Annotated in this window: 25 protein-coding genes; 10 read left to right on the forward strand and 15 right to left on the reverse strand. The window is 41.8% G+C overall.

What is annotated here, in order from left to right; translation table 11 throughout:
• Position 1: 1 nt before the first annotated feature.
• Genes nuoK through CH365_RS17110 form a run of 9 tightly spaced genes read right to left on the reverse strand, consistent with a single transcriptional unit; the run spans position 2 to position 6,458 of the window.
• Positions 2 to 337: an NADH-quinone oxidoreductase subunit NuoK gene (gene nuoK, locus CH365_RS17070; protein WP_425268569.1), complete on the reverse strand. Its 336-nt coding sequence runs from the start codon at positions 335 to 337 to the stop codon at positions 2 to 4.
• On the reverse strand, positions 334 to 945 hold the full coding sequence (locus tag CH365_RS17075) for an NADH-quinone oxidoreductase subunit J family protein (protein ID WP_100769753.1): 612 nt from the start codon (positions 943 to 945) through the stop codon (positions 334 to 336). Before CH365_RS17075 ends, nuoK begins: the two co-directional genes overlap by 4 nt.
• A complete protein-coding gene (nuoH, locus tag CH365_RS17080; RefSeq protein ID WP_100769754.1) occupies positions 939 to 1,997 on the reverse strand; it encodes an NADH-quinone oxidoreductase subunit NuoH in 1,059 nt (352 codons plus the stop codon). The genes CH365_RS17075 and nuoH overlap by 7 nt, the downstream gene beginning before the upstream one ends.
• Before the next feature lie 3 nt (positions 1,998 to 2,000).
• Positions 2,001 to 3,296 carry an NADH-quinone oxidoreductase subunit NuoF gene (nuoF, locus tag CH365_RS17085; protein WP_100769755.1) on the reverse strand — a complete coding sequence of 432 codons (1,296 nt, stop codon included), beginning with the start codon at positions 3,294 to 3,296 and terminating at the stop codon, positions 2,001 to 2,003.
• An 11-nt stretch (positions 3,297 to 3,307) separates the two neighbouring features.
• Positions 3,308 to 3,787 carry an NADH-quinone oxidoreductase subunit NuoE family protein gene (locus tag CH365_RS17090; protein WP_100769756.1) on the reverse strand — a complete coding sequence of 160 codons (480 nt, stop codon included), beginning with the start codon at positions 3,785 to 3,787 and terminating at the stop codon, positions 3,308 to 3,310.
• Complete coding sequence (gene nuoD / locus CH365_RS17095) at positions 3,787 to 5,001, reverse strand: NADH dehydrogenase (quinone) subunit D (protein ID WP_100769847.1); 1,215 nt, start codon at positions 4,999 to 5,001, stop codon at positions 3,787 to 3,789. Before nuoD ends, CH365_RS17090 begins: the two co-directional genes overlap by 1 nt.
• A 10-nt stretch (positions 5,002 to 5,011) precedes the next feature.
• Complete coding sequence (locus CH365_RS17100; RefSeq protein ID WP_100769757.1) at positions 5,012 to 5,533, reverse strand: NADH-quinone oxidoreductase subunit C; 522 nt, start codon at positions 5,531 to 5,533, stop codon at positions 5,012 to 5,014.
• Complete coding sequence (locus CH365_RS17105) at positions 5,530 to 6,090, reverse strand: NADH-quinone oxidoreductase subunit B (protein WP_100769758.1); 561 nt, start codon at positions 6,088 to 6,090, stop codon at positions 5,530 to 5,532. The genes CH365_RS17100 and CH365_RS17105 overlap by 4 nt, the downstream gene beginning before the upstream one ends.
• The gene (locus tag CH365_RS17110) at positions 6,081 to 6,458 is read right to left on the reverse strand and encodes an NADH-quinone oxidoreductase subunit A (protein WP_036089115.1); all 378 of its coding nucleotides are present in this window, start codon (positions 6,456 to 6,458) and stop codon (positions 6,081 to 6,083) included. The genes CH365_RS17105 and CH365_RS17110 overlap by 10 nt, the downstream gene beginning before the upstream one ends.
• A gap of 504 nt (positions 6,459 to 6,962) precedes the next feature.
• Between CH365_RS17110 and CH365_RS17115 the strand changes: the two genes are divergently transcribed.
• Positions 6,963 to 7,427, forward strand: coding sequence for a MaoC family dehydratase (locus CH365_RS17115; protein ID WP_100769759.1), 465 nt, complete (start codon positions 6,963 to 6,965; stop codon positions 7,425 to 7,427).
• Between the two features lie 18 nt (positions 7,428 to 7,445).
• Positions 7,446 to 7,871, forward strand: coding sequence for a MarR family winged helix-turn-helix transcriptional regulator (locus tag CH365_RS17120; RefSeq protein WP_008594860.1), 426 nt, complete (start codon positions 7,446 to 7,448; stop codon positions 7,869 to 7,871).
• 4 nt (positions 7,872 to 7,875) lie between these two features.
• Here the strand turns inward: CH365_RS17120 and CH365_RS17125 are convergent, their stop codons facing one another.
• Positions 7,876 to 9,588 carry an HsdM family class I SAM-dependent methyltransferase gene (locus CH365_RS17125; RefSeq protein WP_100769760.1) on the reverse strand — a complete coding sequence of 571 codons (1,713 nt, stop codon included), beginning with the start codon at positions 9,586 to 9,588 and terminating at the stop codon, positions 7,876 to 7,878.
• A 150-nt stretch (positions 9,589 to 9,738) separates the two neighbouring features.
• Positions 9,739 to 10,707, reverse strand: coding sequence for an ankyrin repeat domain-containing protein (locus tag CH365_RS17130; protein WP_100769761.1), 969 nt, complete (start codon positions 10,705 to 10,707; stop codon positions 9,739 to 9,741).
• Between the two features lie 207 nt (positions 10,708 to 10,914).
• On the opposite strand from CH365_RS17130, the gene CH365_RS17135 reads away from it, so the two are divergent.
• A complete protein-coding gene (locus CH365_RS17135) occupies positions 10,915 to 12,405 on the forward strand; it encodes an amidase (protein WP_100769762.1) in 1,491 nt (496 codons plus the stop codon).
• A 5-nt stretch (positions 12,406 to 12,410) separates the two neighbouring features.
• Here CH365_RS17135 and CH365_RS17140 read toward each other — a convergent pair whose 3' ends face one another.
• The gene (locus CH365_RS17140) at positions 12,411 to 12,749 is read right to left on the reverse strand and encodes a hypothetical protein (RefSeq protein ID WP_100769763.1); all 339 of its coding nucleotides are present in this window, start codon (positions 12,747 to 12,749) and stop codon (positions 12,411 to 12,413) included.
• Positions 12,750 to 12,863: 114 nt separating this feature from the next.
• Here CH365_RS17140 and CH365_RS17145 point away from each other — a divergent pair, with 114 nt between their 5' ends.
• The 4 genes from CH365_RS17145 to ileS all read left to right on the forward strand — a co-directional run bounded on the left by CH365_RS17145 (position 12,864) and on the right by ileS (position 19,029).
• Entirely contained in the window at positions 12,864 to 13,343 is a 480-nt protein-coding gene (locus CH365_RS17145) for a flavin reductase family protein (protein WP_100769764.1), read from the forward strand.
• Between the two features lie 70 nt (positions 13,344 to 13,413).
• Positions 13,414 to 15,645 carry a phosphoribosylformylglycinamidine synthase subunit PurL gene (gene purL, locus CH365_RS17150; RefSeq protein WP_100769765.1) on the forward strand — a complete coding sequence of 744 codons (2,232 nt, stop codon included), beginning with the start codon at positions 13,414 to 13,416 and terminating at the stop codon, positions 15,643 to 15,645.
• Positions 15,642 to 16,286 (forward strand): leucine-rich repeat domain-containing protein, encoded by a 645-nt coding sequence (locus tag CH365_RS17155; protein WP_100769766.1) that lies wholly within the window; start codon positions 15,642 to 15,644, stop codon positions 16,284 to 16,286. The genes purL and CH365_RS17155 overlap by 4 nt, the downstream gene beginning before the upstream one ends.
• 4 nt (positions 16,287 to 16,290) lie before the next feature.
• Complete coding sequence (gene ileS / locus CH365_RS17160; RefSeq protein WP_100769767.1) at positions 16,291 to 19,029, forward strand: isoleucine--tRNA ligase; 2,739 nt, start codon at positions 16,291 to 16,293, stop codon at positions 19,027 to 19,029.
• A gap of 31 nt (positions 19,030 to 19,060) precedes the next feature.
• On the opposite strand, the gene CH365_RS17165 is transcribed toward ileS, so the two are convergent.
• The 3 genes from CH365_RS17165 to CH365_RS17175 form a co-directional block, all read right to left on the reverse strand.
• A complete protein-coding gene (locus tag CH365_RS17165; RefSeq protein WP_100769768.1) occupies positions 19,061 to 19,747 on the reverse strand; it encodes a DUF1003 domain-containing protein in 687 nt (228 codons plus the stop codon).
• 18 nt (positions 19,748 to 19,765) lie between these two features.
• Complete coding sequence (locus tag CH365_RS17170; RefSeq protein WP_100769848.1) at positions 19,766 to 20,506, reverse strand: LA_1326/LA_4305 family lipoprotein; 741 nt, start codon at positions 20,504 to 20,506, stop codon at positions 19,766 to 19,768.
• 61 nt (positions 20,507 to 20,567) lie between these two features.
• Positions 20,568 to 20,930 (reverse strand): STAS domain-containing protein, encoded by a 363-nt coding sequence (locus CH365_RS17175; RefSeq protein ID WP_100769769.1) that lies wholly within the window; start codon positions 20,928 to 20,930, stop codon positions 20,568 to 20,570.
• A gap of 113 nt (positions 20,931 to 21,043) precedes the next feature.
• Here CH365_RS17175 and CH365_RS17180 point away from each other — a divergent pair, with 113 nt between their 5' ends.
• The 3 genes from CH365_RS17180 (at position 21,044) to CH365_RS17190 (ending at position 25,258) form a co-directional block, all read left to right on the forward strand.
• The gene (locus CH365_RS17180) at positions 21,044 to 22,870 is read left to right on the forward strand and encodes a hypothetical protein (RefSeq protein WP_100769770.1); all 1,827 of its coding nucleotides are present in this window, start codon (positions 21,044 to 21,046) and stop codon (positions 22,868 to 22,870) included.
• Positions 22,871 to 22,891: 21 nt separating this feature from the next.
• Positions 22,892 to 23,608, forward strand: coding sequence for an amidohydrolase (locus CH365_RS17185; protein ID WP_100769771.1), 717 nt, complete (start codon positions 22,892 to 22,894; stop codon positions 23,606 to 23,608).
• 540 nt (positions 23,609 to 24,148) lie between these two features.
• Positions 24,149 to 25,258, forward strand: coding sequence for a WG repeat-containing protein (locus tag CH365_RS17190; protein WP_165782624.1), 1,110 nt, complete (start codon positions 24,149 to 24,151; stop codon positions 25,256 to 25,258).
• The last annotated feature ends 8 nt before the right edge of the window (positions 25,259 to 25,266 follow it).

The raw sequence follows: 25,266 nt of genomic DNA on the forward strand, positions 1-25,266 counted from the left end.
ATTACCATTTCATTAAATTCATTTCGTCTACGAAACTTGTCTTTTTCTTTCTGTGAATTGCGACCACTAAAGCCAAACCGATAGCTGCTTCCACCGCAGCGATTGCCATCACGAAAAACACCACCACTTCTCCCTGAACCTGATGAAGTGATTTAGAAAAAACAACGAATACCAAATTTACGGAGTTCAGCATGAGTTCTATACTCATGAAGATAACCACTGCGCTCCTTCTGAATAAAACCCCGGCAACGCCGATGGAAAAAACGATACAGGCAAGAATCAGCAGGTATTCCACTGGAATTCCCGCGAGAGTTGGTTTCAGAATTCCTGGATTCATTGTTCCCCTTCTTCTGTTTTTTTACCTAAATTCTTTTTTCCTAATATAACTGCCCCGAGCACGGCTGCCAAAAGTAATATAGAAACTATTTCAAAAGGAAGAAGATAGTCTAAAAACATGGAACTTCCTACCGCGGCGGTATTTCCTTCTGCGGTCACACTTGCCTTACCTTCTGCTGACTTGGATAAGGTATACTCGTAAGATCCCGAATCGGAATATCCCTTAGGAGAAGCTTCCGTGTTCGGAACACCTTCTCTAACTGAATGAATAAGCACGATTGCAAGCAAAACTACTACGGAAAGAACCAGAACTTTTTTGAGTGGGTGATCCCAAAGTTTTGCGACCCCTTCATCATGCAAAGATAAAAGCATCAGAACGAAGACCACAAGCACCATAATGGCACCCGCATAGACCAAAACCTGCATAGTTGCCACAAAAACGGAACCGATCACCGCATAAATTCCGGCTAACGCAAAAAAAGAGAGCACAAGTAAAACCGCGGAACTGATAGGATTCGGATGAAAAACAACTCCTAATGCTCCTGCGATCAACACCCCTCCGAAAATAAAAAAGAGGAGAAGTTGCGGATTATCGAATATTCCTACCATTTCCAGAAACCGTCCAAACCAACGTAAACGCTTGCGATTAGAATATTCGCCACCGCCCAAGGGATCATTTTTTTCCAGCCGATCGTCATGAGTTGATCATATCTGAATCTAGGAAGGGTCCATCTCACCCACATAAATAAAAATGCGAAGAATAATACCTTAAGAGTAAAAAACCCGAGTCCTGCCCAGGCCTGCCAAATCGAACCGCTTAGCCATCCGAAAGGAAGGTGGTATCCGCCGAAAAACAGAATAGTTACCACACAACTCATAGTGATCATATTCATATATTCTGCAATGAAGAATAACGCAAATTTGAACGCACCATACTCCGTATGAAACCCAACCACCAATTCGGATTCTGCTTCCGCCAAATCGAAAGGAAGTCGATTTGTTTCGGCAAACATCGCCACTACGAAAACGGAAAATGCAATAAAGCCTGGAAGTTTAAAAATATTCCAAAGACCGATTTGAGCGTCATTGATATCGGTGAGTTTTAAAGATCCGGTCAGAATCACGATAGCCGCCACAGAAAGACCCAATGGCAATTCATAGCTGATCATTTGAGCCGTGGAACGGATCCCACCAATCAAAGAATATTTATTATTACTGGACCAACCCGCAAGAATGATCCCGTAAACCGAAAGGCTGGAAATCGCAAATAAGAACAAGATCCCCGTGTCTGGATTTGCGATTTGAAGATCCAAAGAAGTAAATCCTACTTCTTTTGCAAGCCAATCAGGTAAGATCACAGTGCCGCCCAAAGGAACCACGGCCCAAGCCATGATCGCGCAAGTCATGGAGATTGCAGGTGCAATCAAGTACATGACCCTATTCACATTTTTAGGAAAAATCTCTTCCTTAGTTAAAAATTTAATACCGTCTGCCAAAGGTTGCAATAAACCCAGAGGACCTGCACGGTTCGGACCTTTCCTGTCTTGGATAAAACCGGCTACTTTACGTTCTGCTAATGTATAATAAGCACAAGCCGTGATAAAAACTAAGAAAAAAAGCGCACTTTTTAATAACCAGAGTAGAATTATATTCCAATCCATGTCTCAGGCTCCGGTTTGGGCAGGCATTTCTTCTTCTTTACCTACTTTGTCTTTTAATCTGGCTTCGAACTCATGTTTGAATTTTAAGATAGTCGGCCGAACAGCCCCTACACATGCATCAGAGAGTGGACAGATTGTAGTTCCACCCTCCATGTTTCGAGATAAAGAAAGAATAAGATCCAAGTCTGCACTTGTACCTTCTCCTTCTCTGATCTTATGTAGAAGATCCCTCACCCAATGAGTACCTTCTCTGCATGGAGTACATTGCCCACAAGATTCATGAGCGTAGAATCTTGCAAATCGGTAAGTGGTCTCCACGAGATCAGTGCCTTCTCCGATCACGATTACGGCTCCGGAACCAAGCATTGTTTTATGAGCCGCCATAGATTCGAAATCCATGTTCGCAGTTTTACATTCTTCTGCAGTTAGGATCGGAACGGAAGAACCACCTGGGATCACCGCCTTTAACGGCACATCGTCCAGCATTCCACCACATAGATCATTAATTAATTCTAATAAAGGAGTTCCTAATTCGATCTCGTATACTCCCGGTCTTTTTACATGACCTGAAACGGAGAATAAACGAGTGCCCGGGGATTTTTCAGTACCGATCTTAGAATACCAATCCGCTCCTTTGTCCAAAATATGAGGGACTGTGGAAAAAGTTTCCACATTATTCACTACCGTAGGACAACGATATAGACCTGAAACCGCCGGAAATGGAGGTTTTAATCTTGGATGACCCCTACGACCTTCCAAAGAATTGATAAGGGCAGTCTCTTCTCCGCAGATATAAGCCCCTGCTCCAGCATATAATACTAGATCAAAATCGAATCCGCTTCCTTGGATATTTTTACCAAGATATCCTTTTGCGTAGGCCTCATCGATCGCCTTCTGCATGGAGTCGATCCCTTTGTTGAACTCTCCACGGATGTAAAAAAATCCTTTGTTGGCGCCGATCGCTTTTGCACCGATTACCATTCCTTCGATAATCTGGTGGGGAAGGTTCTCAATCAGTTTACGATCTTTGAATGTTCCTGGCTCTCCCTCGTCTGCATTACAGATCAAATATTTGGGTTTTGGAATATCCTTAGGAATAAAGGACCATTTCAGGCCCGTAGGGAAACCAGCTCCCCCTCTTCCTCTTAAGCCTGATTTTTTTACAATCTCTATGATCTCTTCTGGAGCCATAGAAAGTGCTTTTTTCATCCCATCATAACCATGGACCGATTCGTAAAATTCCAATTCGTTCGAACGAGGATCGTCTATAAATTTAGTGAGGATTTTCATTTCTGCCATAACGTTTCCCCTTAGGTTAAACCCTTTAGGATCTCATCCATTTTTTCAAACGTTAGATTTTCATAATATGCATCGTTAATCTGGATCATCGGAGCGTACCCGCATGCGCCCAGACATTCCACTTCTTCCAAAGTGAATTTTTTATCCGGAGTTGTTTCTCCCAATTCTATTCCCAAACGAGAGCAGATATGTTTTTCAAGTTTATCATTTCCTCTCATATAACAAGAAGAAGTCCCGCAGATCTGGATATGATACTTACCTACAGGCTTTTTATTGTACAAGGTATAAAAGGTTGCAACACCGTAAACTTGAGCGAGAGAAATAGGAGAACCAATCTTATCGGCAAGAGCCTCCATTCCTTCCCTATCTACAAACCCTTGTTCTTTTTGTAGGAGGTACAACCCAGGGAGAATCACACTTCTTTTATCCGGGAACATCTCCAGAAGTTTGTTTAACCTAGAAACAGATTCGGAAGAAAATTGATAACCCATCAGCAGTCCAACTCCCCTGCGATCACATTCATGGAGCTCATAGTAGCAACCGTATCCGCAAGAAGTGAACCTTTTACTAATTCAGGAAAAGACTGATAAAACCAGAAACAAGGCCTACGCACATGCACTCTCCAAGGAGACTTCTCCCCTTCGGAAACAATATAAAACCCGAGTTCGCCGTTAGCTGCCTCGGTTGCCATATAATATTCGCCCTTAGGAACTTTGATACCATGCATGATCAATTTGAAATGGTAGATCAACTCTTCCATATTCTTATAAACTTTGCTCTTATCAGGAAGATAGATATGAGGCATATCTGCATGGTGAGCCCCAGCTGGAAGACCATTGATGAGCTGCTCAACAATACGAAGAGATTGTCTCATCTCTTCCATACGAACTAAGGTCCTATGAAAAACGGAACCATCCTCTCCCACAGGAATATCGAAGTCCACCTTGTCATAGAACATATAAGGATCATCCTTACGAATGTCCCAAGGAACTCCCGCAGCTCTCAAGTTCGGACCGGAATAACCGTAAGAGATCGCGTTCTCCGCAGAGATACCTCCAACACCTTCCGTTCTATCCATAAAGATTCTATTATTTACGAGTAATGACTGGAACTCTTCGATCGCAGGACGAAGACCCTTGATAATAGTCTTCACGTCCTTCTCGAACTCCGGATAAATATCTTTTTCGAGTCCGCCGACTCTGCAGAATGTAGTAGTAAGTCTTGCGCCGGTGAGTTTTTCCAAGACCTGATAAATATTTTCTCTATGATGAAATAAGTGTAACATCCCGGAGAATGCACCAAGATCCACACCCAAAATACCATTACAGATAATATGGTCCATCACGCGAGAAAGTTCGGAGACGATCATACGAACGTAGGTCACCTTGTCCGGAACTTCGATCTGGAGCATTTTTTCGACTGCCAGAATCCATCCTATATTATTCAAAGGAGTGGATACGTAATTCATCCTGTCGGTACAGACTAAGAACTGATTATAAGTATAACGTTCTCCTAATTTTTCGAAACTGCGATGCACATAGCCGATCACAGATTCTGCATCCACCACTCTTTCTCCGTCCAGCTGGATCACATTCTGCAAAATACCGTGAGTAGAAGGGTGAGAAGGCCCCAGGTTCACAAGAAGATGTCCTTCCGGGAGTTTTTTCTGTTTGAGACTGAAATGTTCCGCGGTTTTTTCGTACATCGCTGTCATCTTAAGCCTCCATATCCTCTTTCAAGTGGATGGTGAGAAGGTCCTCTACCAGATAATCCTGACCGAAACCTTCCAAAGGATAATCTTTTCTTAATGGATGACCTTGGAAATTATCAGGCATGATAAGACGATCCATTCTAGGATGTCCTGCAAAACGAATACCGAATAGATCGTAAACTTCTCTCTCCGGCCAGTTGGCACCTTTGAAAATGCTGATGATACTTGGGACTTGTTCATCTTCTTCCAATGCAACCCGGAATTGTACTTTTGTGGAGGATTTGTTTCCGGAGCGTAGAAGGTAACAGACTTCGAATCTTGGAGCTTTTTTGCCCAACCAATCGATCGCGGTCAGATCGTTTAGATAATTCAGTTCGATTCCGGGTGCTGTTTTTAAAGCAGAAAGAACAGGAACAATTCCTTCCGGCTTTAAGAAGAATGTAGGAAGATTCGTGAGTATTTCTTCTTCCTTGGAGATAAAATGAGAGAATTTGTCTTTTAGGAAACTCTGGATTGTTTCTTTCATCGGACGACCAGGGGTTTGTTTCTTTCGTTCATTTCCCGGATCTTATCCATTACTTCTTGTCTTCTGGCTTCCAACCCTTGGGTTTTTACTTTTTCCTGGAGTTTTATTACAGCATCTAAAAGTGCTTCGGGTCTTGGAGGACAACCCGGAACATAAAGGTCCACAGGAAGTATCCTATCTATCCCTTGCAAAACGGAGTAAGCATGGAACATTCCGCCGGAAGAAGCGCAGGCACCGTAACTGATCACAAACTTGGGTTCGGACAATTGGTCGTAAATTTCACGAAGTACCGGAGCCATTTTATAAGTGATGGTCCCAAGGACTAAGATCATGTCAGCTTGCCTAGGGGAGAAAGAAGGTCTTTCCGCTCCGAACCTAGCGATATCATAATCCGCACAAGAAGTGCTCATATATTCTATCCCGCAACATGCAGTGGCAAATGGATAAGGCCATAAGGAGTAACTTCTTCCCCAATTGATGACCGAATCTACAGTCGCAATTTGGAAGGAATCTCCGTAAGACGATCCGGGTTGAGCGAGTTGTTCGTTTAATCCCATTCTAAGGCCCCCTTCTTCCGAATATAATACAGCCCAACCACGAGGGTGAAAATAAAAACAAACATCTCTATCAGAAGAAAATTACCCAGTCCCGCCTCTTTGAATGATTTTAAATTCACGGCGTAGGGAAAAAGAAAGATCGCTTCTATATCGAAAAGTATAAACAAAACTGCGACCAAGTAAAACTTGATATTAAATAATCCCTTTGCATCCCCGTAATACGGTACCCCGCACTCAAAAGTGTCGTGAGGTTTGGATTTTTTTTTGGGGTTTAGAAGGAAGGCGAGTCCGAGTATAAGAGCGGAGAACCCTACTCCTAAGAGGAATTGAATCAGCAGGGGGCCTAGATGGTCCGGCGAACTTCCCATATCTAACTTCTATCAAACGCGATTACTCGCTTATGTCAATCTAAAATCCCGAACGGGGCCTTTGCAAGAGGTCGGAAGACCGGATTCTATCATTTTCGAATTTTACAATTTTCCTTTTTTCGAACTGAGAATGTCTTTCAATACCGGTGTCAGAGACACAGAGTTTTTACCGCAAAAACAGAACGACTGTTCTATGTTGCAAAAAGAACTTTAAGTTTTTCTAAAGTAATTCACTTTCACAGGGAGGCACAGCGATTATTTTCGCACAGAGACACTAAGGCACGGAGGGGAAGGTCTTGAAATTGCTCCACATATCTTTGCGGCTCTGTGCCTCTGTGTGGAAAATTTTCTCTGAGTCTCTCTTTTTCCTCCCCTCTCTGTGTGAAAACTTTGGCTACCCAACAGAACAGTCGTTCTAGTTTTACCTAAAAAGTTGGTGACAAAACTATTTAATGGATTAGGGTACTGGACATATAGATCCAGCATTGGCAGGAATAAAATCAAATGGCTAAACTCGTACTCTCCAGCTTCGCAGAACTACAGGCTTACGAAGGAAAAGAACTAGGCGTATCCGACGCTCACGAAATCACCCAGGCACAGATCGATACTTTCGCAAACGCAACCCTGGACCACCAATGGATCCATACGGATCCGGCAAGAGCAGCTAAAGAATCCCCTTTCGGGACCACTATCGCTCATGGTTATCTTACACTTTCCATGGCTCCTTATCTTTTAAGCCAAATCTTAGAATTAAGAAACATCAAGATGGGAATCAACTACGGAATGGAAAAACTCCGCTTTTTAGATCCAGTTAAGGTCGGTTCCAAACTCAGGCTTAGAGCGGAATTGGTGGAATTGAAGGATCTGAGAGGGACTGCAAGAATGACCCTAAAACTTAGCTTCGAAGTAGAAGGTGCAGCAAAACCTGCTGCTATCGGCGAAGTGATCTATCTCTACCAGTTCGCCTAATCGTTAGGACATTCTAAGATGAATCCTCGCACGATCATTTATCTGATTTCTAGGATCAGGGACGAATTCCATAGGCGATTGAATTCGGAACTGAAGGACAAGGGCCTGGGCCAATTGACTACTACCCATGCGGACATTCTATTCGCACTGGCAATGTCCAAAAGGGTTCCGATGCAGGATATCGCTCGGATGATAGACAGAGATAAGTCTACTCTGACTGCACTTGTGGATAAACTGCAAGATTTAGGTTATGTGGAAAGAGTTAGAGATACCCAAGACCAGAGGGTGGTCAATCTACAACTTACCCGCAAGGCCTACTCGATCCGTCCCGTGATGCTTGGGATCTCCAGATCTTTACTCGCAGGTCTTTATAAAGGTTTTACCGAGCCGGAAAAGAAGGATCTAGTCCGGCTTTTGGATAAACTTTATAAAAACCTAAAGTAGTTTTTTACAGCCCGGTTAGGAATTCGGTCTCAATACTTTTGAGTACTGCTTCCTCTTCCGGGTTCCTGATTCCCTTTTCCCCTTTTTGCCTGCGGCCAGGAGTCCAGGGGCGGATCATTTTCCTGTAATTATGGAGTAATTTTCCGATCTTCTCCTTCTCCGCTTCTTTTAATTTTCTAAAATCAGGTACAAGAAGTGAATTCAGATCTCCCGGCTCTACTTTTCGTAGTCCTTGAGCGTATTCTCTCGTTCTAGATTCCAATTCTTTGCGGACGTGAGGGGTGATCAGATAAGCAAATAAATATTCTTCGAAATGTGTATACTCCGGTTTTGCGGAAAACCCGTGAAAGCAGGTGAGATGCACTGCGGGACTTTGGTTGAATACAAATCTTACTTCTTCCCTATGAAAAGAAGTAGCTAAGATCCTACAAGGTCCTCTGTTTTCCTGAGAATGCCAAGGTTTTCTTTTAGAAGGAAGAAAACGTTTAGGCACACCTCGTTTAATTCCTTCTTCCAGATATTTGTTAATTCCTTCTTCTTCCTTGTTGTTCGGGACATCTTTAGCATCTAGAAGCCAAACCTTGGCTCCTTGTGACTTCAAAGTGTTCCAATCATCTCCGGTAAAAAAAGGAGAAAGTGCGTATTGAGCTTTTGGAATAGAAGATCTAAGATAGTTTTTAGGAATTGATAAGTTCGAAGCGTCCTTTTCCGATAAAAGAAAATATCCGTTGTCCCCTGTCGCGATTCCTCTCCTAAAACTTCCGAATTCCTTAATAGGGACCCATCCTTGACGAATATCTTCGGACATAGTCACATAATTATTGTTAGGTGAATTTTTATCATCATTTTTTATGTTTTGTATCGGTTCCGAGTCGTCGCTCAATAATCTTGTCCACTTTGCTTCAGCATCAGGACGGATCTTTCTCCAGACCATCTCGGAAAGTTCTATACTTTCTCCTTTAATGAACGATGAGGTCCTAGACCAAAGAAAACCTTCTTCGTTCATTCTTGAATTTTCCAAGAATAGTATACAGGAAGAAGTCACAGCACCAGTGAATAAGGACCAGGAAGAATCTAAGATAAGTATACGACGAAGATATCCAGATTGAATAATCGCTTTTTTTATCGGAACTCCATATCCTGCATTCAAGAATTCATAAGGCACAAGTATGGAAGCCCTTCCTCCAGGCGCTAAAAGCCTTAGTATACGAAGTAAGAAGAAGACATATAGGTTCGCAGTGCCAGGGATCTCTTCATTAATATCCTCCGCGAATTGTCTGATCAATTTTTTTCCATGTTTAGAATGGCTTAAGCGGAGATAAGGAGGATTGCAGAGTATGATATCGTAGCTTTCTTTCTTTTCGTTTTGTAAGAAGTCCCCTAATACCAAATGAAAACGATTTTTGGGGATCCCGGCTCTTTCCAGGTTTTGTATACATCTCTCATGTAGGACTGGATCTATTTCCCAACCATGGAACTCAATGTCTAATCCGGGAAAATGGTCTTGGAATTCTTGGAAAAAAATTCCTTCTCCCATTCCTGGATCCAATATCTTAAGTTTTTTTCCTTCTAATACAGCCTTAGTTTCGGAAACCCATTCCAGCATAGGCCCCACCAAAGCAGAAGGCGTGAAGAACTGACCTAAAGCTTTCTCTTTGGTTTTAGGATCCGGTTTTTCTCGGGGAGAATCAACTGTGTCTTCGCACGGAACGATCATGAAAGAAATTTTCGCCTATATAACGTTGATATGACGACGGATCTACATGACAACCTTACAATTGTTAGAGGTTTTTAGAAAAAAGCATCATACACCGAAAAGGTGGTTCAGGTATACTCTAAAAAAAACTGTATACTAAGGGATTTTGTATTATTGTGTCTTGGAAGAAAGTTTTTCGGCTAAAATCCGCTCTATTTCATCCAGATGATATTCTTTTGACAGATCTAAGGCCGTCTTACCCTGGTTATCTGCAAGTGTAAGGTCGGATCCTAGTTGGATCAATTTCTGAGCCGCAGAAATATTTTTTCTCTGAATTGCCTCCATAAGAGGAGTTTTTCCTTCTGCATCTCTATGATTTAAGTTGGTCCCGGCCTTTGCTAAAATATCCAAAATTTTCGGGTCGGTTTGTTTGGGTTCTGTAGCATAATGAAATGCATTTCTTGCGCCAATCTGATGAGTCCCGTTCGGAGTATGAACATCTTTCAATCTGCTAGTAAATACAGCTTTGGAACCGTTAGATAATAGATATTCCGCGATCGCCAAATTAGAAGGAGAAGAAGCGCCTCCCACAGCTAAGAAAAGCGGATATTCTTCAATTCCACCCGGATCATGATTCGGATTGGCACCGTTCTCTATCAAAAATTTTACTAAAACAAGACTTTGGTTCCGGATCGCCATATTGAGAAGGGAGACAGGTTTTTGGTCCTCTCCTTTACGAGCGGTGTATTCCACCAATGCTCCTGACTCGATTAGGCGTTTTGCCTCGGCAAGATCGTCCATATCCGGAATTTTTACTTTTAAGATAGGAATTAAACGATAGAATAATACTGAATTCCCATCCACATCTTGGGCATTGATATTGGCCCCGTGTTTGATGAGAAACTCGACTACGTCCTCACCTTCTGCCAGCATGATGGCGGTGCGGCCATCGTCGTCCTTGGCATCTACTGTGGCACCTTGGTTTAGAAGTAACTCTACCTTACGGAGATCCCCTTCTTTCACTGCAGATAAAAACTGTTTATCCAGTTCGGTGTCGGCTTCGATCGCCAAACTGAAGAAGAAAACGAGCACAGCCCAGCTTCCGTGTCTAAGTTTGCCGTATTTTGCCAATAAATCCATTATTCCGATCACCAATATTTACCCATCCTGATTTTAGCTGCGATTCTATAAATGAAAATTCCCTTTGGCGGGGGAATATCCTTGACCCGAGTAGGCCAAGCTTTATGCCTCTCTCCCTTAGAGCGTTTTATTCGGTAAATGGTTCCCAGGATTCTTGCCTGGATTTGCCCCTTCGACCGAGTCCTAAATCCCTTCAGGCGGAAGAATATGAGCAGTACAAAATTCCAATTCGATTCTTATGATACCATCGGTCTTGCTGATTTGATCCGAAAAAAGAAGATCCAACCTAAGGAATTATTAGATTTTTCTGAAGCTAAAATAGATAGATTCAACCCGGAGCTGAACGCTGTTGTTCTGAACACGATCGACAAAGCAAGGGAAGAGTTGAGATCAGGCAAGATACCTAAGGGCCCCTTTTACGGAGTTCCACTTTTGCTCAAAGATCTATTACATCATGTGAAGGGACAAAACATCACTTCCGGATCCAAGGCTTACAAAAATTACATTCCATCCGATGACAGTGTTTTTGTTTCTAGACTTAGAAACGCAGGATTTCTTTTTATAGGTACTACAAATGTTCCTGAATTCGCTTTGATGGGAATTACAGAGCCGAAATTCCACGGGCCTACTCGAAATCCTTGGGATCCTGAAAGAACTCCTGGTGGTTCTAGTGGTGGTGCAGGAGCAGCAGTCGCATCCGGTATGAGTTCTATTGCAACTGGTTCAGATGGAGGAGGATCTATCCGGATACCTGCTGCCTATTGTGGATTATTCGGATTAAAACCGAGTAGAGGAAGAGTTCCAGTCCGTCCTTACGGAAGAGTTTGGCAGGGAGCTTCTCAAGATCATGTTCTCACAAAATCTGTGAGAGATAGCGCTGCAGTTTTGGATCTAGTCTCGGGAGTTGGAATAGAAGAAGCATTCTCTCTAGAAAAAAATAAAACTTCTTATCTATCCGAAGCAAAGAAATCCCCGGGCAAATTAAAGATCGCATATTCTTTTGCTTCTCCCATAGGAACTCCGGTCAATCAAGACCATATAGACGCGTTACACGACACAGTGAAACTTTTAAAGTCTCTGGGCCATAAATTGGAAGAAAGCTCTCCTCTAATCGACGGGAAACGTTTAGCAAAAGCTTACGTGACAATGTATTTCGGAGAAGTGGCTTCCGAAATCTCTCGTTTAGACAAGGTGCTTGGTAGAAGGGCGAGGATGGGAGATGTGGAATCCACTACCTGGATCTTAGGGCTATTAGGGCGATCTGTATCCGCAGCGGATTTTGTATCTGCAATCCGCTATTGGGACGAGGCCGCCTATATTTCGGAGTCCTTTTTAGAAAGTTATGATTTGTATCTAACTCCTACTACTGCGGAACCTCCAGCCAAGATCGGAGAGCTTGCTCCCAAACTATATGAAGAAATTGCAATGCAGATCATCGGAAGGATCGGAACGGGTAAATTACTCTTGGCCAGCGGCATGGTGGACCAACTCGTGGAAAAAAATCTTTCTAGAACTCCGTTTACACAACTCGCAAATCTTACGGGACAACCTTCTATGTCTGTCCCACTTTCCAAAACGACTCTTGGTCTACCGATAGGGATGTTATTTACCTCCAAAAGAGGAAGAGAAGATGTACTTTTTCGATTGGCAGGACAATTGGAAAAAGAAAGACCTTGGGCGGATATTAAAAAGACCTAAAAGGTTTAAAAACGATCCGTATCTATTTTTTGTTCTGTCCCGAAGGAACTCAAAACTTCGGGAGTAATATCCTTCCCGCCGCTTAAATTTGTAAACAGGGATTGGATACTATAGATCGGTCCCCAAGGAAATCCCCACCAGCCGAAAAACAATGTAACAACGGTAAATCTCAATCCTGTTAAAATGGAATTTCCCCTAGCGCGAATAAAATATACTTTAGAAGGATTTTTGAAAGTCATAATCAAAATGGAAAATGTGTAAAGATAATATACGAACTTTCCTCCCTTTTGTATTTCCGAGCGTATCTCAGATTCCGACAATCCTTGGATCCCTTGTATACTCATAATAAATCCTCCGCGTATTCTATTACACTTGAGGTCGGTTTCGGTCAACAAAACCTGAATATTTTTTCAGAATTCCCACTTTACAAATACTCTTTCTAAAACTATTTTCATTCTATGTCTTTCAGCGCGGACGAATTCAAAAATTCACTCTCTCATTTTGCATCCGGTGTCACTGTGGTGACTTTTTCAGACACGACTAGAGCCGGAGGACTGACAGTTAGCAGTTTCAGCTCTCTTTCTTTGGATCCACCTTTGGTGCTTTTTAATCTCCAAAAGAATATAGCGAGCCACGATCCTTTACTCGCTTCAGGTCTATTCACAGTGAATGTGTTGTCTTCCGACCAACAGGAGCTTTCCAGCCAATTTGCATCCGGCAAAATAGACAAACATGAGCTGATCCAAAAATTAGCCTGCGATCTAGGGCATAACGGAGCACCTTTTTTAAACGGCACTTTGGCCAGGATAGAATGTGAACTGGAAAAACAAGTGGACGGAGGGGACCATACCATAGTGATCGGAAGAGTACTATTCGCCGTATCCGACGATTCTAAACGGCCTCTTTTATATTACCGTAGGAACTACTATAATATCTAAATTCTAAGAAAGTGATTTCTGCCCTAAAATAGTTTTCAGTGGGGGCCAAGTCAGAAAAACTGGTCCCGTAATGGAAAAAGAATCCGTCTCCCTCCAAGACGCTCTCGAACACGGTCTTACCTCAGAAGAATTTAGCAAAATCCAGGAAATCCTAGGCAGAATCCCTAACTCTACAGAACTCGGGATTTTCTCCGCTATGTGGTCGGAACATTGCTCTTATAAAAATTCTATCCTTCAATTAAAAACTCTTCCTACAAAGTCTGATAAACTTTTGGCCCAGGCCGGAGAAGAGAATGCTGGAGCCATGGACATTGGCCAAGGACTGGCAGTTGTTTTCAAAATAGAAAGTCATAATCACCCTACTGCAGTGGAGCCATACCAAGGCGCAGCCACAGGAGTGGGCGGGATCATGAGAGATATTTTTACAATGGGAGCAAGACCCATCGTATCTCTAAACTCTCTTAGATTCGGTAACCCGGACGAGCCCAGAAATAAATACTTATTATCCAGAGCAGTCAAAGGGATCGGAGATTACGGAAACTCTTTAGGTATCGCTGTCTCCGGTGGAGAGTTATTCATAGACGAATGTTTTTCTAAGAACCCTTTAGTGAACGCGATGACTGTCGGGATCGTCAGACATGATCAAATGGCAAGCGCAACCACTGGAGGAAAGGTGGGTAACGCAGTATTCATCGTCGGTTCCACCACAGGAAGAGACGGTATTCATGGAGCATCTTTTGCGTCCAAGGATCTGACCAAAGAATCCGAATCAAAACGTTCCGCCGTTCAAGTAGGAGATCCATTTATGGAAAAACTACTGATGGAAGCATCCCTCGAAGCCATTCAGAAAAAACTTTTAGTAGGTATCCAAGACATGGGCGCCGCAGGAATTTCCTGTGCTACTTCCGAGATGAGTGCAAAGGGAAAATCCGGAATGAAGATCAATCTGGATCTGGTTCCTTTTCGTGAAACTGGAATGAATGCTTATGAAGCAATGCTTTCCGAAAGCCAAGAAAGAATGTTGGTTATCCCACAAAAAGGGAAGGAAGAAGAACTCGTTGCCATATTCAAAAAATGGAATCTAAACGCGGTTCAGATCGGAGAAGTTACCGACACAGGTCTATTAGAAGTTTATAAAGATGGAAATCTAAAGGCTAAAATCCCTGCAGATACATTAGTTTTGGGCGGAGGCGCACCTAGATATGTAAGAGAGACAAAACGTCCCGCGTATTTAGACCAAGTTTCTTCTTGGACTCCTGATTCTACTCCTGATCTACAAGACAGCGAAGCCGGCAAAAAGCTGCTTAAACTATTAAATTCTTGGAATATATCCTCCAGAAGACCGATCATAGAGCAGTATGATACGGAAGTGGGACTTGTAAAACTGATCGGACCAGGCGCAGATGGAGGATTATCCGCTATTCCTGATACGGATATGGCATTGGCCACTGCAACTGATTGTAATTCCAGATTCACTTATTTGGATCCGTATTGGGGAGCAGCACTGGCAGTCTGCGAAGCGGCAAGAAACGTCGCTGTCACAGGCGCTGAACCGCTTGGAGTGACTAATAACTTAAACTTTGCAAATCCATATATACCGGAAAACTATTATATGTTTTCTGAATGTGTCCGCGGAATGGGAGATGCTTGTAGATTTTTAGGACTTCCGGTCACAGGAGGAAACGTTTCCTTCTATAATGAATCACCCGAAGGACCGATCTTCCCTACTCCGACAATCGGGATGGTAGGAATTTTAGATAATCAAAAAGAGGCAGTCTGGGGTGCCCCTAAAAAAGCGGGACTCTCCTTGGCTCTAATAGGTAAATTTAACCCAAGCCTAGGCGGAAGCGAATACCAAAAAGCTTTCTTAGGCAAGGTCCAAGGCCAGATCCCTCAATTCGATCTTGCAGACGAAAAATCCCTATTAGAAGTTTTGGTTTCTTTGAGAAAGAACGGCAATCTTTCTTTTGCCAAGGATCTTTCCTTAGGAGGCATCGGAGTGGCACTTGCAAAAATTGTAATACTCTCCGGACTCGGGATCAAGGCAGATCTTAGCACGATTAAACAATCCAGAAAGGATCTTACACTTTTTGGGGAAAGTTCAGGCTCCGTTATAATCGGTTACGAAAAAGGAAAAGAAGAAAGTATCAAAACTTTAGTTACTTCCAAGGGCCTGGACTTTCATTCCATCGGAACTGTAGAATCGGATCCTAAACTCCAAATAGAAGGATACGGAATTTCTGTCTCTTCGAACGAACTAAAACCGGTGTATGAATCAGGCTTAGAGGAAATATTCAAATGAGAACCATCCAGAAGGTCGGTATCGCCTATTTAATCCTTGGTGCTGCATTTATTATTTCAGATTGCAGACGCCCTGCTTCTGAAATTTTAAACGAAGCCGCAAAAAATCCGAACTCAGTCGAAAAATTGGATTTGGGTCTGGGCAAACTAGGAACAGTTCCTCCCGCACTATTCAATTTTCCGAACCTGAAATGGCTGGATTTAAGAATGAACGAACTTACTTCTCTTCCTGAAAATACTGGGAGCTGGAGTAATTTAGAACATTTGAATATATATGGAAACGATATAGAAAAACTCCCCGCCTCCATTTCTAAACTTTCGAAACTCAGATTTTTTTTCGCGGGAAATAACGACTTAGAAGGAATTCCTTCCGAGCTGACCGGAACTCCTATCGAAGCAATCTACTTAGATTCGAATAAGATAGAACTCAAAGAATCCGATATAGACATCCTAATGGGATTTCCGAAACTAGAGGTTTTGGACCTGGCGAGAAATAGAAAAATCGCGGCATTTCCTAAAAACTTTGGATTTCTGGCAAGTCATCCCAAATTAAGACTGCTGATCCTCAAAGAAACGGGATTAAAACCCTCTCAGATAGAATCTGCAAGAAAACTTCTCCCAAAAGTGAAGATAGAATTTTAATCCAATGAAAGAAGAAGATAAGAAGAATCCATATTCAAATACCGTAATATTACCTCGAACGGATTTCCCTATGAAGGCAGGGCTTTCCACGAGAGAGCCTGACCAGATCAAAACCTGGCAGTCCGAAAAAATACTGCGCAAGATGCAGGAAAAAAGAAAGGATCGTCCTCAGTTCATTCTTCATGACGGGCCTCCTTATGCAAACGGGAACTTTCATACTGGCCATGCACTTAACAAAATCCTAAAGGACATGATAGTTAAGTCCAAATTTTTTGCAGGCTACCAAACTGATATGATTCCTGGCTGGGACTGCCATGGTCTTCCTATCGAAGTGCAGGTACTCAAGAACTTAGGTAAAAAAGCAAAAGAGATCGGCCCGGAAGAATTAAGAAAACTTTGTAGAGAATACGCGGAACAATGGGTTCAAAAGCAAGGACAAGACCTTTCTAGATTCTTATGTTTTTGGGAAGAAGGTAAGATCTATAAAACGATGAGCCCCGATTTCGAGGCAAAAATTGTAGAAGTTTTCGGAGATCTATTCGAAAAAGGGTATGTATACAGAGGTAAAAAACCGGTTTACTGGTGTATAGAACTTGCGACTGCCCATGCGGAAGCGGAGATAGAATATTATCCTCATAAGTCTCCGTCTATCTACGTAAAATTTCCGATCAAAGGGCAGCCCGGAAAATTCTGCCTGATCTGGACAACTACTCCTTGGACTCTTCCTGCAAACTTAGCGATTAGTTTCAATCCTAAGTTCGCATATTCATTTTATACAACTCCTAACGGAGAAGAATTACTCATTGCAGACGGACTAAAAGAAGCTGTAGAAAAAGCTGCTGAAGTCCAACTCACCAAGAAAGAATCGGTTTCCCAAGATACTCTTTCTAAAATGTTATTTCGTCATCCTTTCTTAGATCAGGATTCTATTCCTCTCTTCGGAGAACATGTGACTTTGGATGCAGGAACAGGAGCAGTCCATACTGCCCCAGGTCATGGACAAGACGACTATAAGATCGGATTAGCTGCAGGTTTAGAACCTTATTCTCCCGTAGACGATTACGGTAGATATACGGACGAATTCCCGATGATGAAAGGGATCAAAGTTTGGGATGCAAATCCTAAGATCGTAGAATTACTTCGTGAAAAAAATCTACTCCTTCATTATTCTGAATTCGAGCATAGTTATCCTCATAGCTGGAGAAGTAAGAAACCTTTAATCTTTCGCGCTACGCCGCAATGGTTTTTCCAAATGGATTACCAACAGCTCAGGGAAAAATCCTTAGAGGCCATCGACAAAGTAAGTTGGATCCCGAACTGGGGAATCACAAGGATCCGCTCCATGGTGGAGACTAGACCGGACTGGTGTCTTTCTAGACAGAGAAACTGGGGAGTTCCCATCCCGGCGTTCACTTGCGAAAATTGTAATGAAACTCATCTAGATGCAAAATCCGTAAAGTTCTTCACCGACCTTGTAAGAACAAAAGGGATAGAAATCTGGTATAGTGAGCCTGCGGATTCACTTCTTCCTCCTGGGACAAAATGTTCCAAATGCGGATCTTCTTCTTTCAGAAAGGGAAAGGACATCTTGGACGTTTGGTTCGATTCCGGAGTCTCCAACTTTGCGGTATTAAAAGAAAGAGGCAACGAACCTCCCGCAGATCTATATCTGGAAGGTTCCGATCAACATAGAGGTTGGTTCCAATCTAGCCTCTGGCCTTCCATGGCATTACGCGGGATCGCTCCTTACAAATCGGTTCTAACTCATGGATATGTTTTGGATGAACAAGGAAGAGCCATGTCCAAGTCTTTGGGCAACGGAATAGATCCTACCACCGATATCATCAATGTATACGGAGCGGATATACTCAGACTTTGGGTGAGCTCCCAGGACTTCAGAGACGATGTAAGAGTCGGAAAAGAAGGACTCAAAATCATTGCCGATAATTATAGAAAGATCAGAAACACATTCAGATATCTTTTAGGAAATTTGGCAGGACATTCCACAGGCCAAAGTTTAAACGTTTCCGATCTGGAAGAAGTGGATAAATATTATCTATCCAAACTGGCACAACTCTCGGAAGAACTGAAAAACCATTACGAGAATTATCAATTCCACCAAGTATATCAAAAACTTCTGCTATTCTGCACAGTTACACTTTCCCAAGATTATTTCGAGATGATCCGAGACAGAATGTACTGCGATCGTAGAGATTCCAAAACCAGAAGATCTTCTTGTACTGCACTTCAAATCGTATTAGAAACTCTTTGTGTATTCTCCGCCCCAATTTTAAGTTTCACCACCGAAGAAGTTTGGAAAGAGAACGGCAAAAAAGAATCTATATTTACGGAAGAATTCCCGGATCTTTCTTCTTTGAGAAACAAGGAACTAGAAGCCAAGTTCGAAGAAGCATTGGCGGCAAGGGAAACGGTTCACAAATCCTTGGAGTTAGCAAGACAGGCCGGCAAATTAGGAAAATCTTTAGAAGCCGCAGTGGAAATTTCCTCCAAAGCGGAGAATAAACTTCAAAAAGATTTTTCTTTAGATATTCTGGAGTTGATCTTTACGGTTTCTCAAGTAGGTTTCGAAAAATCGGATAGAGAACAACTGTCCGAATATTCCGACGAACATTTTTCAGTTCGAATATTAAAACCGAAGGAAGAAGAGTGTCCCCGCTGTTGGAGACACCCGGCAGAAGAAAGACATAATGGTCTTTGTAAACGTTGTGCAGCGGCCGTCTAAGGCCGCCATACATCGTAAGTTACAGTATTCTTTATTTACGATTTCCTAATATTTGCATCATCTGCATCTGGATTTGCTGGATCTCAGTCAACCTTCTCCATTGGTTTTTGAGAATATGATCTATCTTTTCATGCAGATGTCGGATCTCCAATTCCGCCTTTAGATTGATCTTATAATCCATCTCGGAGCGGGCTCTATCCTTTGCTTCTTGCCTGTTCTGGCTCATCATGATGATAGGTGCCTGGATAGCAGCTAAAGTAGATAAGATTAAATTTAATAAAATGAATGGATAAGGATCGAATTTCCATAGTGAAAAGAACGCATTGATCCCTATCCAAATGGTCATGGATAATCCGAATAAAAGTATAAACGTCCAACTTCCACCGAAGTCGGCGACCTTATCCGCAACCTTTTGCCCGAATGTCAATCCCGACTGAAAAGTTTGATTGAGATCCTCCGAGATCAGCTCCTGATTTTCCAGGCTGTTTTTTACTTCTTCTTCCAAGGAACTCAGCTCAGAAGTTTCCTTTTGGATCATGCCCTGGATATATTTCATAGTAGCCAGGTTCAATTCTCCTAAGGAAATCATTTGGCTACCCTCCTGAAATCTCGGGTCTTTTTTGATCAGATCCAAAACTTCAGGATTAATATATTCGAAAGAAATTAAGTCTTTAGGATCCGTGGTAGAAGGGTTTAAACAGCAATATTCCGGATCCATCTTCCTGCCCTTATCGGATCAAGGTCTATCATTCTCGTCGGTAAGTTTAACAGGTTGGTACTGCTTTCTAGGAGTGAACTTGTATTTGCTCGGGTTTTTCAAATCGAACACGACCCATTTGCGCAATGGAAGTCCGTCAATCTGCCCAAAGTCCACGTTCTCTCCTTCTGAAATCTCAGTTCCGTCAAAACCGTGAGCCAATTTGATCTTTTCGATCCGGGTCCAACGGCTAAAATCCAGGGCGGCATCCCTATCCACAAGCTCACGTTTAATACGACCGAATAGAAGATTGATCTTACCTTCTCCTGCCCAAAGAAGACAACTGGTAACCTCGTCAAAAGAAATTACCGATTGTGTATCATCGTACTTGGAAATGATAAGAAGAAGTTTATCCTCCGGGAGATTTTTGAGAGTATAAGGAAGATCCCTTGCGAGTAGGTCCAATTCATGGTCGGAAAAAACGAAATCCGAAAAGTAACCTACGGAAGAACGTTTAGAATATCTTAAATTTCCAAAATAGTCTTTAATTTTGGCCTGATCCAATTGGATCGGATGTTCCAATTTATATTCGTTCTTAGAAGTTTTATCAAAATCGGATAGATCAGAAACGTCTATGGTGAAAAATCCCATCCCTTCTGAACGGAACATTCGATCCTTGAAAAAATAAGGATAACATCCGGAGAAACTAAATGCTAAAAAAAGGATTAGGGAAGTACGGAGAGCTTTTCCCTTCATAAGATCTAAAAGTGAAAAATTCATTACAGGACTCTTGCCGAATTGGTTCATCTAATTGTTGGAACTTTTTAGAAGAGTTTCCGGTTCATTCTACCGTCAGAAATTCCCGAAAGTCGGGGTATTTCTCCAGAAATTCTTCGATGGTGTACAGATTTACAATTCTATCTAGACCGGAAAGCCTAAAAACGGAATGAAGGGACTTATTTAGCCCGAATATATTCACTGTTCCCTTATGGTCCCGGATCTGATTTCGGACTTTGATTATAATGCCTATCCCAGAAGAGTCGATAAACTTTACGAGGCCCAAATGAAAGCTAACCACAGGGGGATATCCCTCCCGAACACTCTCCTCAAACTCGAGGTAAAAGTCCCGGGAATTATCCATCAAGATATCCTCCTGGACTGAAAGTACCAGGTGATTTTCTCGGGCGAGACTTTTAAGAATCATGGGAAAATAACAGGCCCAGGAATTCAGAGTATGTCAAGAAATAAGTATCTTTGTTGATTTATTTCGCCAGAAAGCCAAGATACAATCAGAGCGGTTTCTAAGGAATCCAGTCCATGTCCGAATTCGATAAAACCAGAAAAACTATCGGTGCTAATAACCTAGATGATAAAGCCAGGCGGGAAATGTTCGATAAGTTTCAGTCCGCCGGGGGAAAAGTTGTCTCCGATAAGGATAAAAAACGGGAAGAAGCTCTTCGCAAACAAAAAGAACAACCCCAGGTCCGCCAAGGTGCAAGAAGCCAAGCCGGGGGAAGAGACCCGAGACAGAACCAATCTTCTAAATCGGGAAAACCTCCTGCAAAAGTAACAACTTCTAAACCGAATCCGATTATGGATCGTAAAGCTTTAGAAGATGAGATGGGAAATTTTTTCAATCGTATGGCGGTCCGATTCAAATGTTGGATCTCCCGCGTAACGTCATTTTCTTCTAGCGACCTTCTCCCCGCTTTTATGTCCGAGCTGAATATCGCCGGAAAAAAAGCTCTTCTGGAAATGAACTTTGTAGGGAACGATCTTTTAGGAAATCCAGCCTACGCTTCCAAGATTGCAAAGGAACTGGACGGACAAAACCCTCTCTATATCGAACTTTTGGGTAGAATGCACAAAGCCTACGATAGCAACGAGCTAAACCAGCTTCTCGAAGGGCATAATGCAGCCCCCGATCTTCCGGTTTCTGTTACTAGAGTGAGACAACCTCTTTATTCTATATTCAAAAAATTGTATTATATGTATCCTTTCCAGGGTTCTTACGTGAAAGCAGTGACCTTGGGATACCAGGCTCTGGAAAAACTGGAAGGTAAACCTGCTACGGTCTATAATACCAAAAGAAAAAGAGCCCTTCAAGAATTCGACGTCCTGTACGGAACGATTTTTGATAAACTCTATCTTGCAATTCTTCGAAGTGAGAACAAAAACATCCCTCTTTTGAGTACATATATGGAGAATGTTCTGGGAATTCTCCCGGAAGAGAAACTCGGCCAAAGAAAACAAGGCGAAGAGTTAGACGAAATCTCCGGCGGAGTCCATCCAGAAGAGGAAGATACGGAAGAAGCACCGGAAGAAAAACCGATCGATCCGGAAGAAGGCCTCAGCAAAGAGCTAAAATACGGCCTAAAACTTATGAGATCTTTATCTTTGGATCAATTAAGAAAACGTCATGATACCAGAGGAGAGCACGATATTATCCCTGCCGGAGATAAGGCATTTCTCACTTGGTTATTCTTCAAGGAATTCGACGAAGAATATTCATTCGTAATGACGACTAAAAAAATAGATCTGAAACCCACCATCGTGGGCGGATCCAAAATGGATTATCGTGAAAAACTAATCGATCTTTACGAGACCACCAGAGGGATCCACGAACAATTCAGGATCTACGACCAGTATTATAAAGAACTAGAAAACCATCTTAAAAATCCGGGCGCAAATTATATCGAAGCATCCAAAAAGACCTCCGCCTTGGAAACTAAAAGAAGCCAACAGTCGCGTAACGTAAGAGTTACCGCCAAGGATTTTTTCCAGAAGGGAGCGGAACTTCTTTCCAAACTTATCGCAGATATGAAAGGGAAAAAAGAGATCGTTACCAATATGGAAACTTTAATGACTTTCGATCTAATGGAATCCAAAAAGAGATTGAATAAGAAACCTATAAAGCAGTGTATTATGGAATCTTATTGTTATGCTCTGGCGTTTTCCGAACGTTTGGAAAACGGAGATCTTTTCGGTGGAGTTCCTGAACTTTCTGCTGAAGAGATGGAAAAAGAATTCGGTATCAAGGCTGCAAGTGCTGCTCCGGAAGCAGAAATATTAGCTCCTGGGGCCGAGTCCGGCGACGGAGAAGACGATAGTTTCGGTGTGGACCCTTCCATACTTTCCGATTAAATTCAAAGTCGCAGGTAAAGAGTGACCTCAGTAAAAATTACCCTTTTCCAAAAGGATCTATCCCAACCGGTTTCTCCTGAACAAAGAGCCAAACTTTCTAAGGAAAAATCGGATTTCCTCATTCTTCCATTATACTTTCCGGGAGGAGGAAACGGTTCTCCTGAATCCTTAGCTTCTCGTGCGAAAACTTTTTTAGACGAGATCTATGCAATCTCAGAAGTTTATAAAGGAGCAATCTTTGGCGGAGGAATGTTCAGAAGAGACGACGAAGGTCAGTTAAGATTCTCCATTCCGATCATACAAAACATAGTATTAGTGGATTGGTACGATGTAAAAGGATTATCCTCCGAAGATTCTCCTGCGATTCCGGGTTCGGGAGAAGATTCTCTCATTCTAGGAGGATTTCGTTTCGGGATCTTTGCAGGCAAAGAGATCCAAGATAAATCCAAACTGGAAAAATTAAAATCGGATAGGATCAATTTAGCGTTCCATCTGGATTCTGTTTCGGATAACGGTACGAACTATTCTCAAGACCTAAAAAATTACGCGGATCTTTCCTCTCAATACGGAATGTTTTTAGTGCGTAGTTCCGGTTACGGCATTCCTTTCGGCAAAAAAAGAATAGGAAGAAGTCTACTTTCCACTCCAACTGGAGTCACTTGGAAAGTAGCGGAAACCGAACAGGAAAAAGAGATTATCAAAACAGTTAATATAAACGGGATTAACGGATTATTCTGAACTGAAGATATGCCGAATCTATCACAAATTCCCGCGGTGTTTCATTCTTTAAGGTTTAAAATTTTTTCGGGTTTAATCCTTTTAAGCATCACGCTGGGAATATATTATATTTTCTTTTTAAATACCACTTCGAATCACTCTTGTACAACTAACTTCGAGTATGCCGCTGGATCGGAATCAGATATTAGCTTTGTCGTCCTAAAATCATCAAACCGGAAAATTCCAGATATTAAACTGATTGGTGATTTTTTAGATTTTCTTTATATAAATTCACGACCCAATAAAAATTATCTAACCTATTATCGAAAATCTGCGTACGGCCTGTTAGGTGGAGATGGCCAAGTAATTTTACTCCCGAATTATCTTCGGGATATATATGTAATACCTGGAAAAGCCGTAGTTGCCTCAAATTCAAAAAATCCACCGATCGATTATCATATCTTCGATTTAAACGGAAGACAAATATCGGACCAGGGTTTCAGAAGAATTTCACACACAGAAATAAATTCTCCGGATCTCATAATTGTTTCTGTAGAAGATTTGGAAGGAGTTTATAATCTTAAAGAGAGAAAATTTCAAATACCGCCTACTTATGATGAAATCCGTTCGGCTGAAGAAGGTTTATTCATAGTAAGAAAGGATAGAAAAACTTTTTATATAAACGAAAATAATGAGTCCGTTTTCCCCCTAACTTTCAACTCCGCAAGAAATTTTTCCGAGGGGTTGGCTACTGTCGGAAGAGACGATAAATATGCTTATATAGATAGAAAAGGAAATCTTATAACAGACTTCATTTTTGAAGCTGCTGGTGATTTTCATGAGGGCTTAGCTTTAGTTTGCTTAAATGGTAAATACGGATATATTGATCGAAAAGGAAATCTACAAATTCCAGCTCAATTTGATAGAGAAGATTATTTCTACAATGGCAGAACCGTCGTATTACAGAACGGAAAAAAATATTTAATTGATACCTCCGGAGAAAAAATAAGTTCGGGTTACGACAACATAGACAAATACAATGAATTTTTAATATTAGCCTTCAAGAATAATTCCGCTCCTGTCGCTTTATTAGACTGGAATGGAAAAAATATACTCCACACAAATATATCATATGTTCGGAATCAAGCTGACGGAAATATTATAGTGGAAACTGAAAAAAGAAATCCTAATTTCATCCTTAACGCGAAGGGAGAAATACTGTTCACGACTAAAAATCCTCTACACCAAGTACAATACGATAACGGCTATTTTATCTCGAAAATTCCTGAGTACCCAGATCAAGAACCAGACAATTCTTCTAACAAAAATTATCTGATCAATATTAAAGATAAATCTCAAAAGACAATTCCTGCTGGCGAAATAGAATATTTTAGGGAAGGTATCTTTCTAGTTCATGAAAATGACAAAAAATATTATATGAATGTTCTTTTAGAAAAAATCCCAGCGACTTCATCAATCAAAACCTTTTCTCAATTTAATAATGGACTAGCTTCCGTCGAAATCGACCAAAAATACGGAATGATAGATAAATCAGGTGCATTTGTAATTCCGCCAATTTTCGATAAGATTGGCGAAAATATCGATGGAAAATATATAGTCGTTAAAGATAAACAATCCGGACTTTTAGATTTAGAGTCCTGTTTGAGATAAATGGATTT

It is taken from the genome of Leptospira neocaledonica (genome assembly GCF_002812205.1).
GTDB classification, from domain to species: domain Bacteria; phylum Spirochaetota; class Leptospiria; order Leptospirales; family Leptospiraceae; genus Leptospira_B; species Leptospira_B neocaledonica.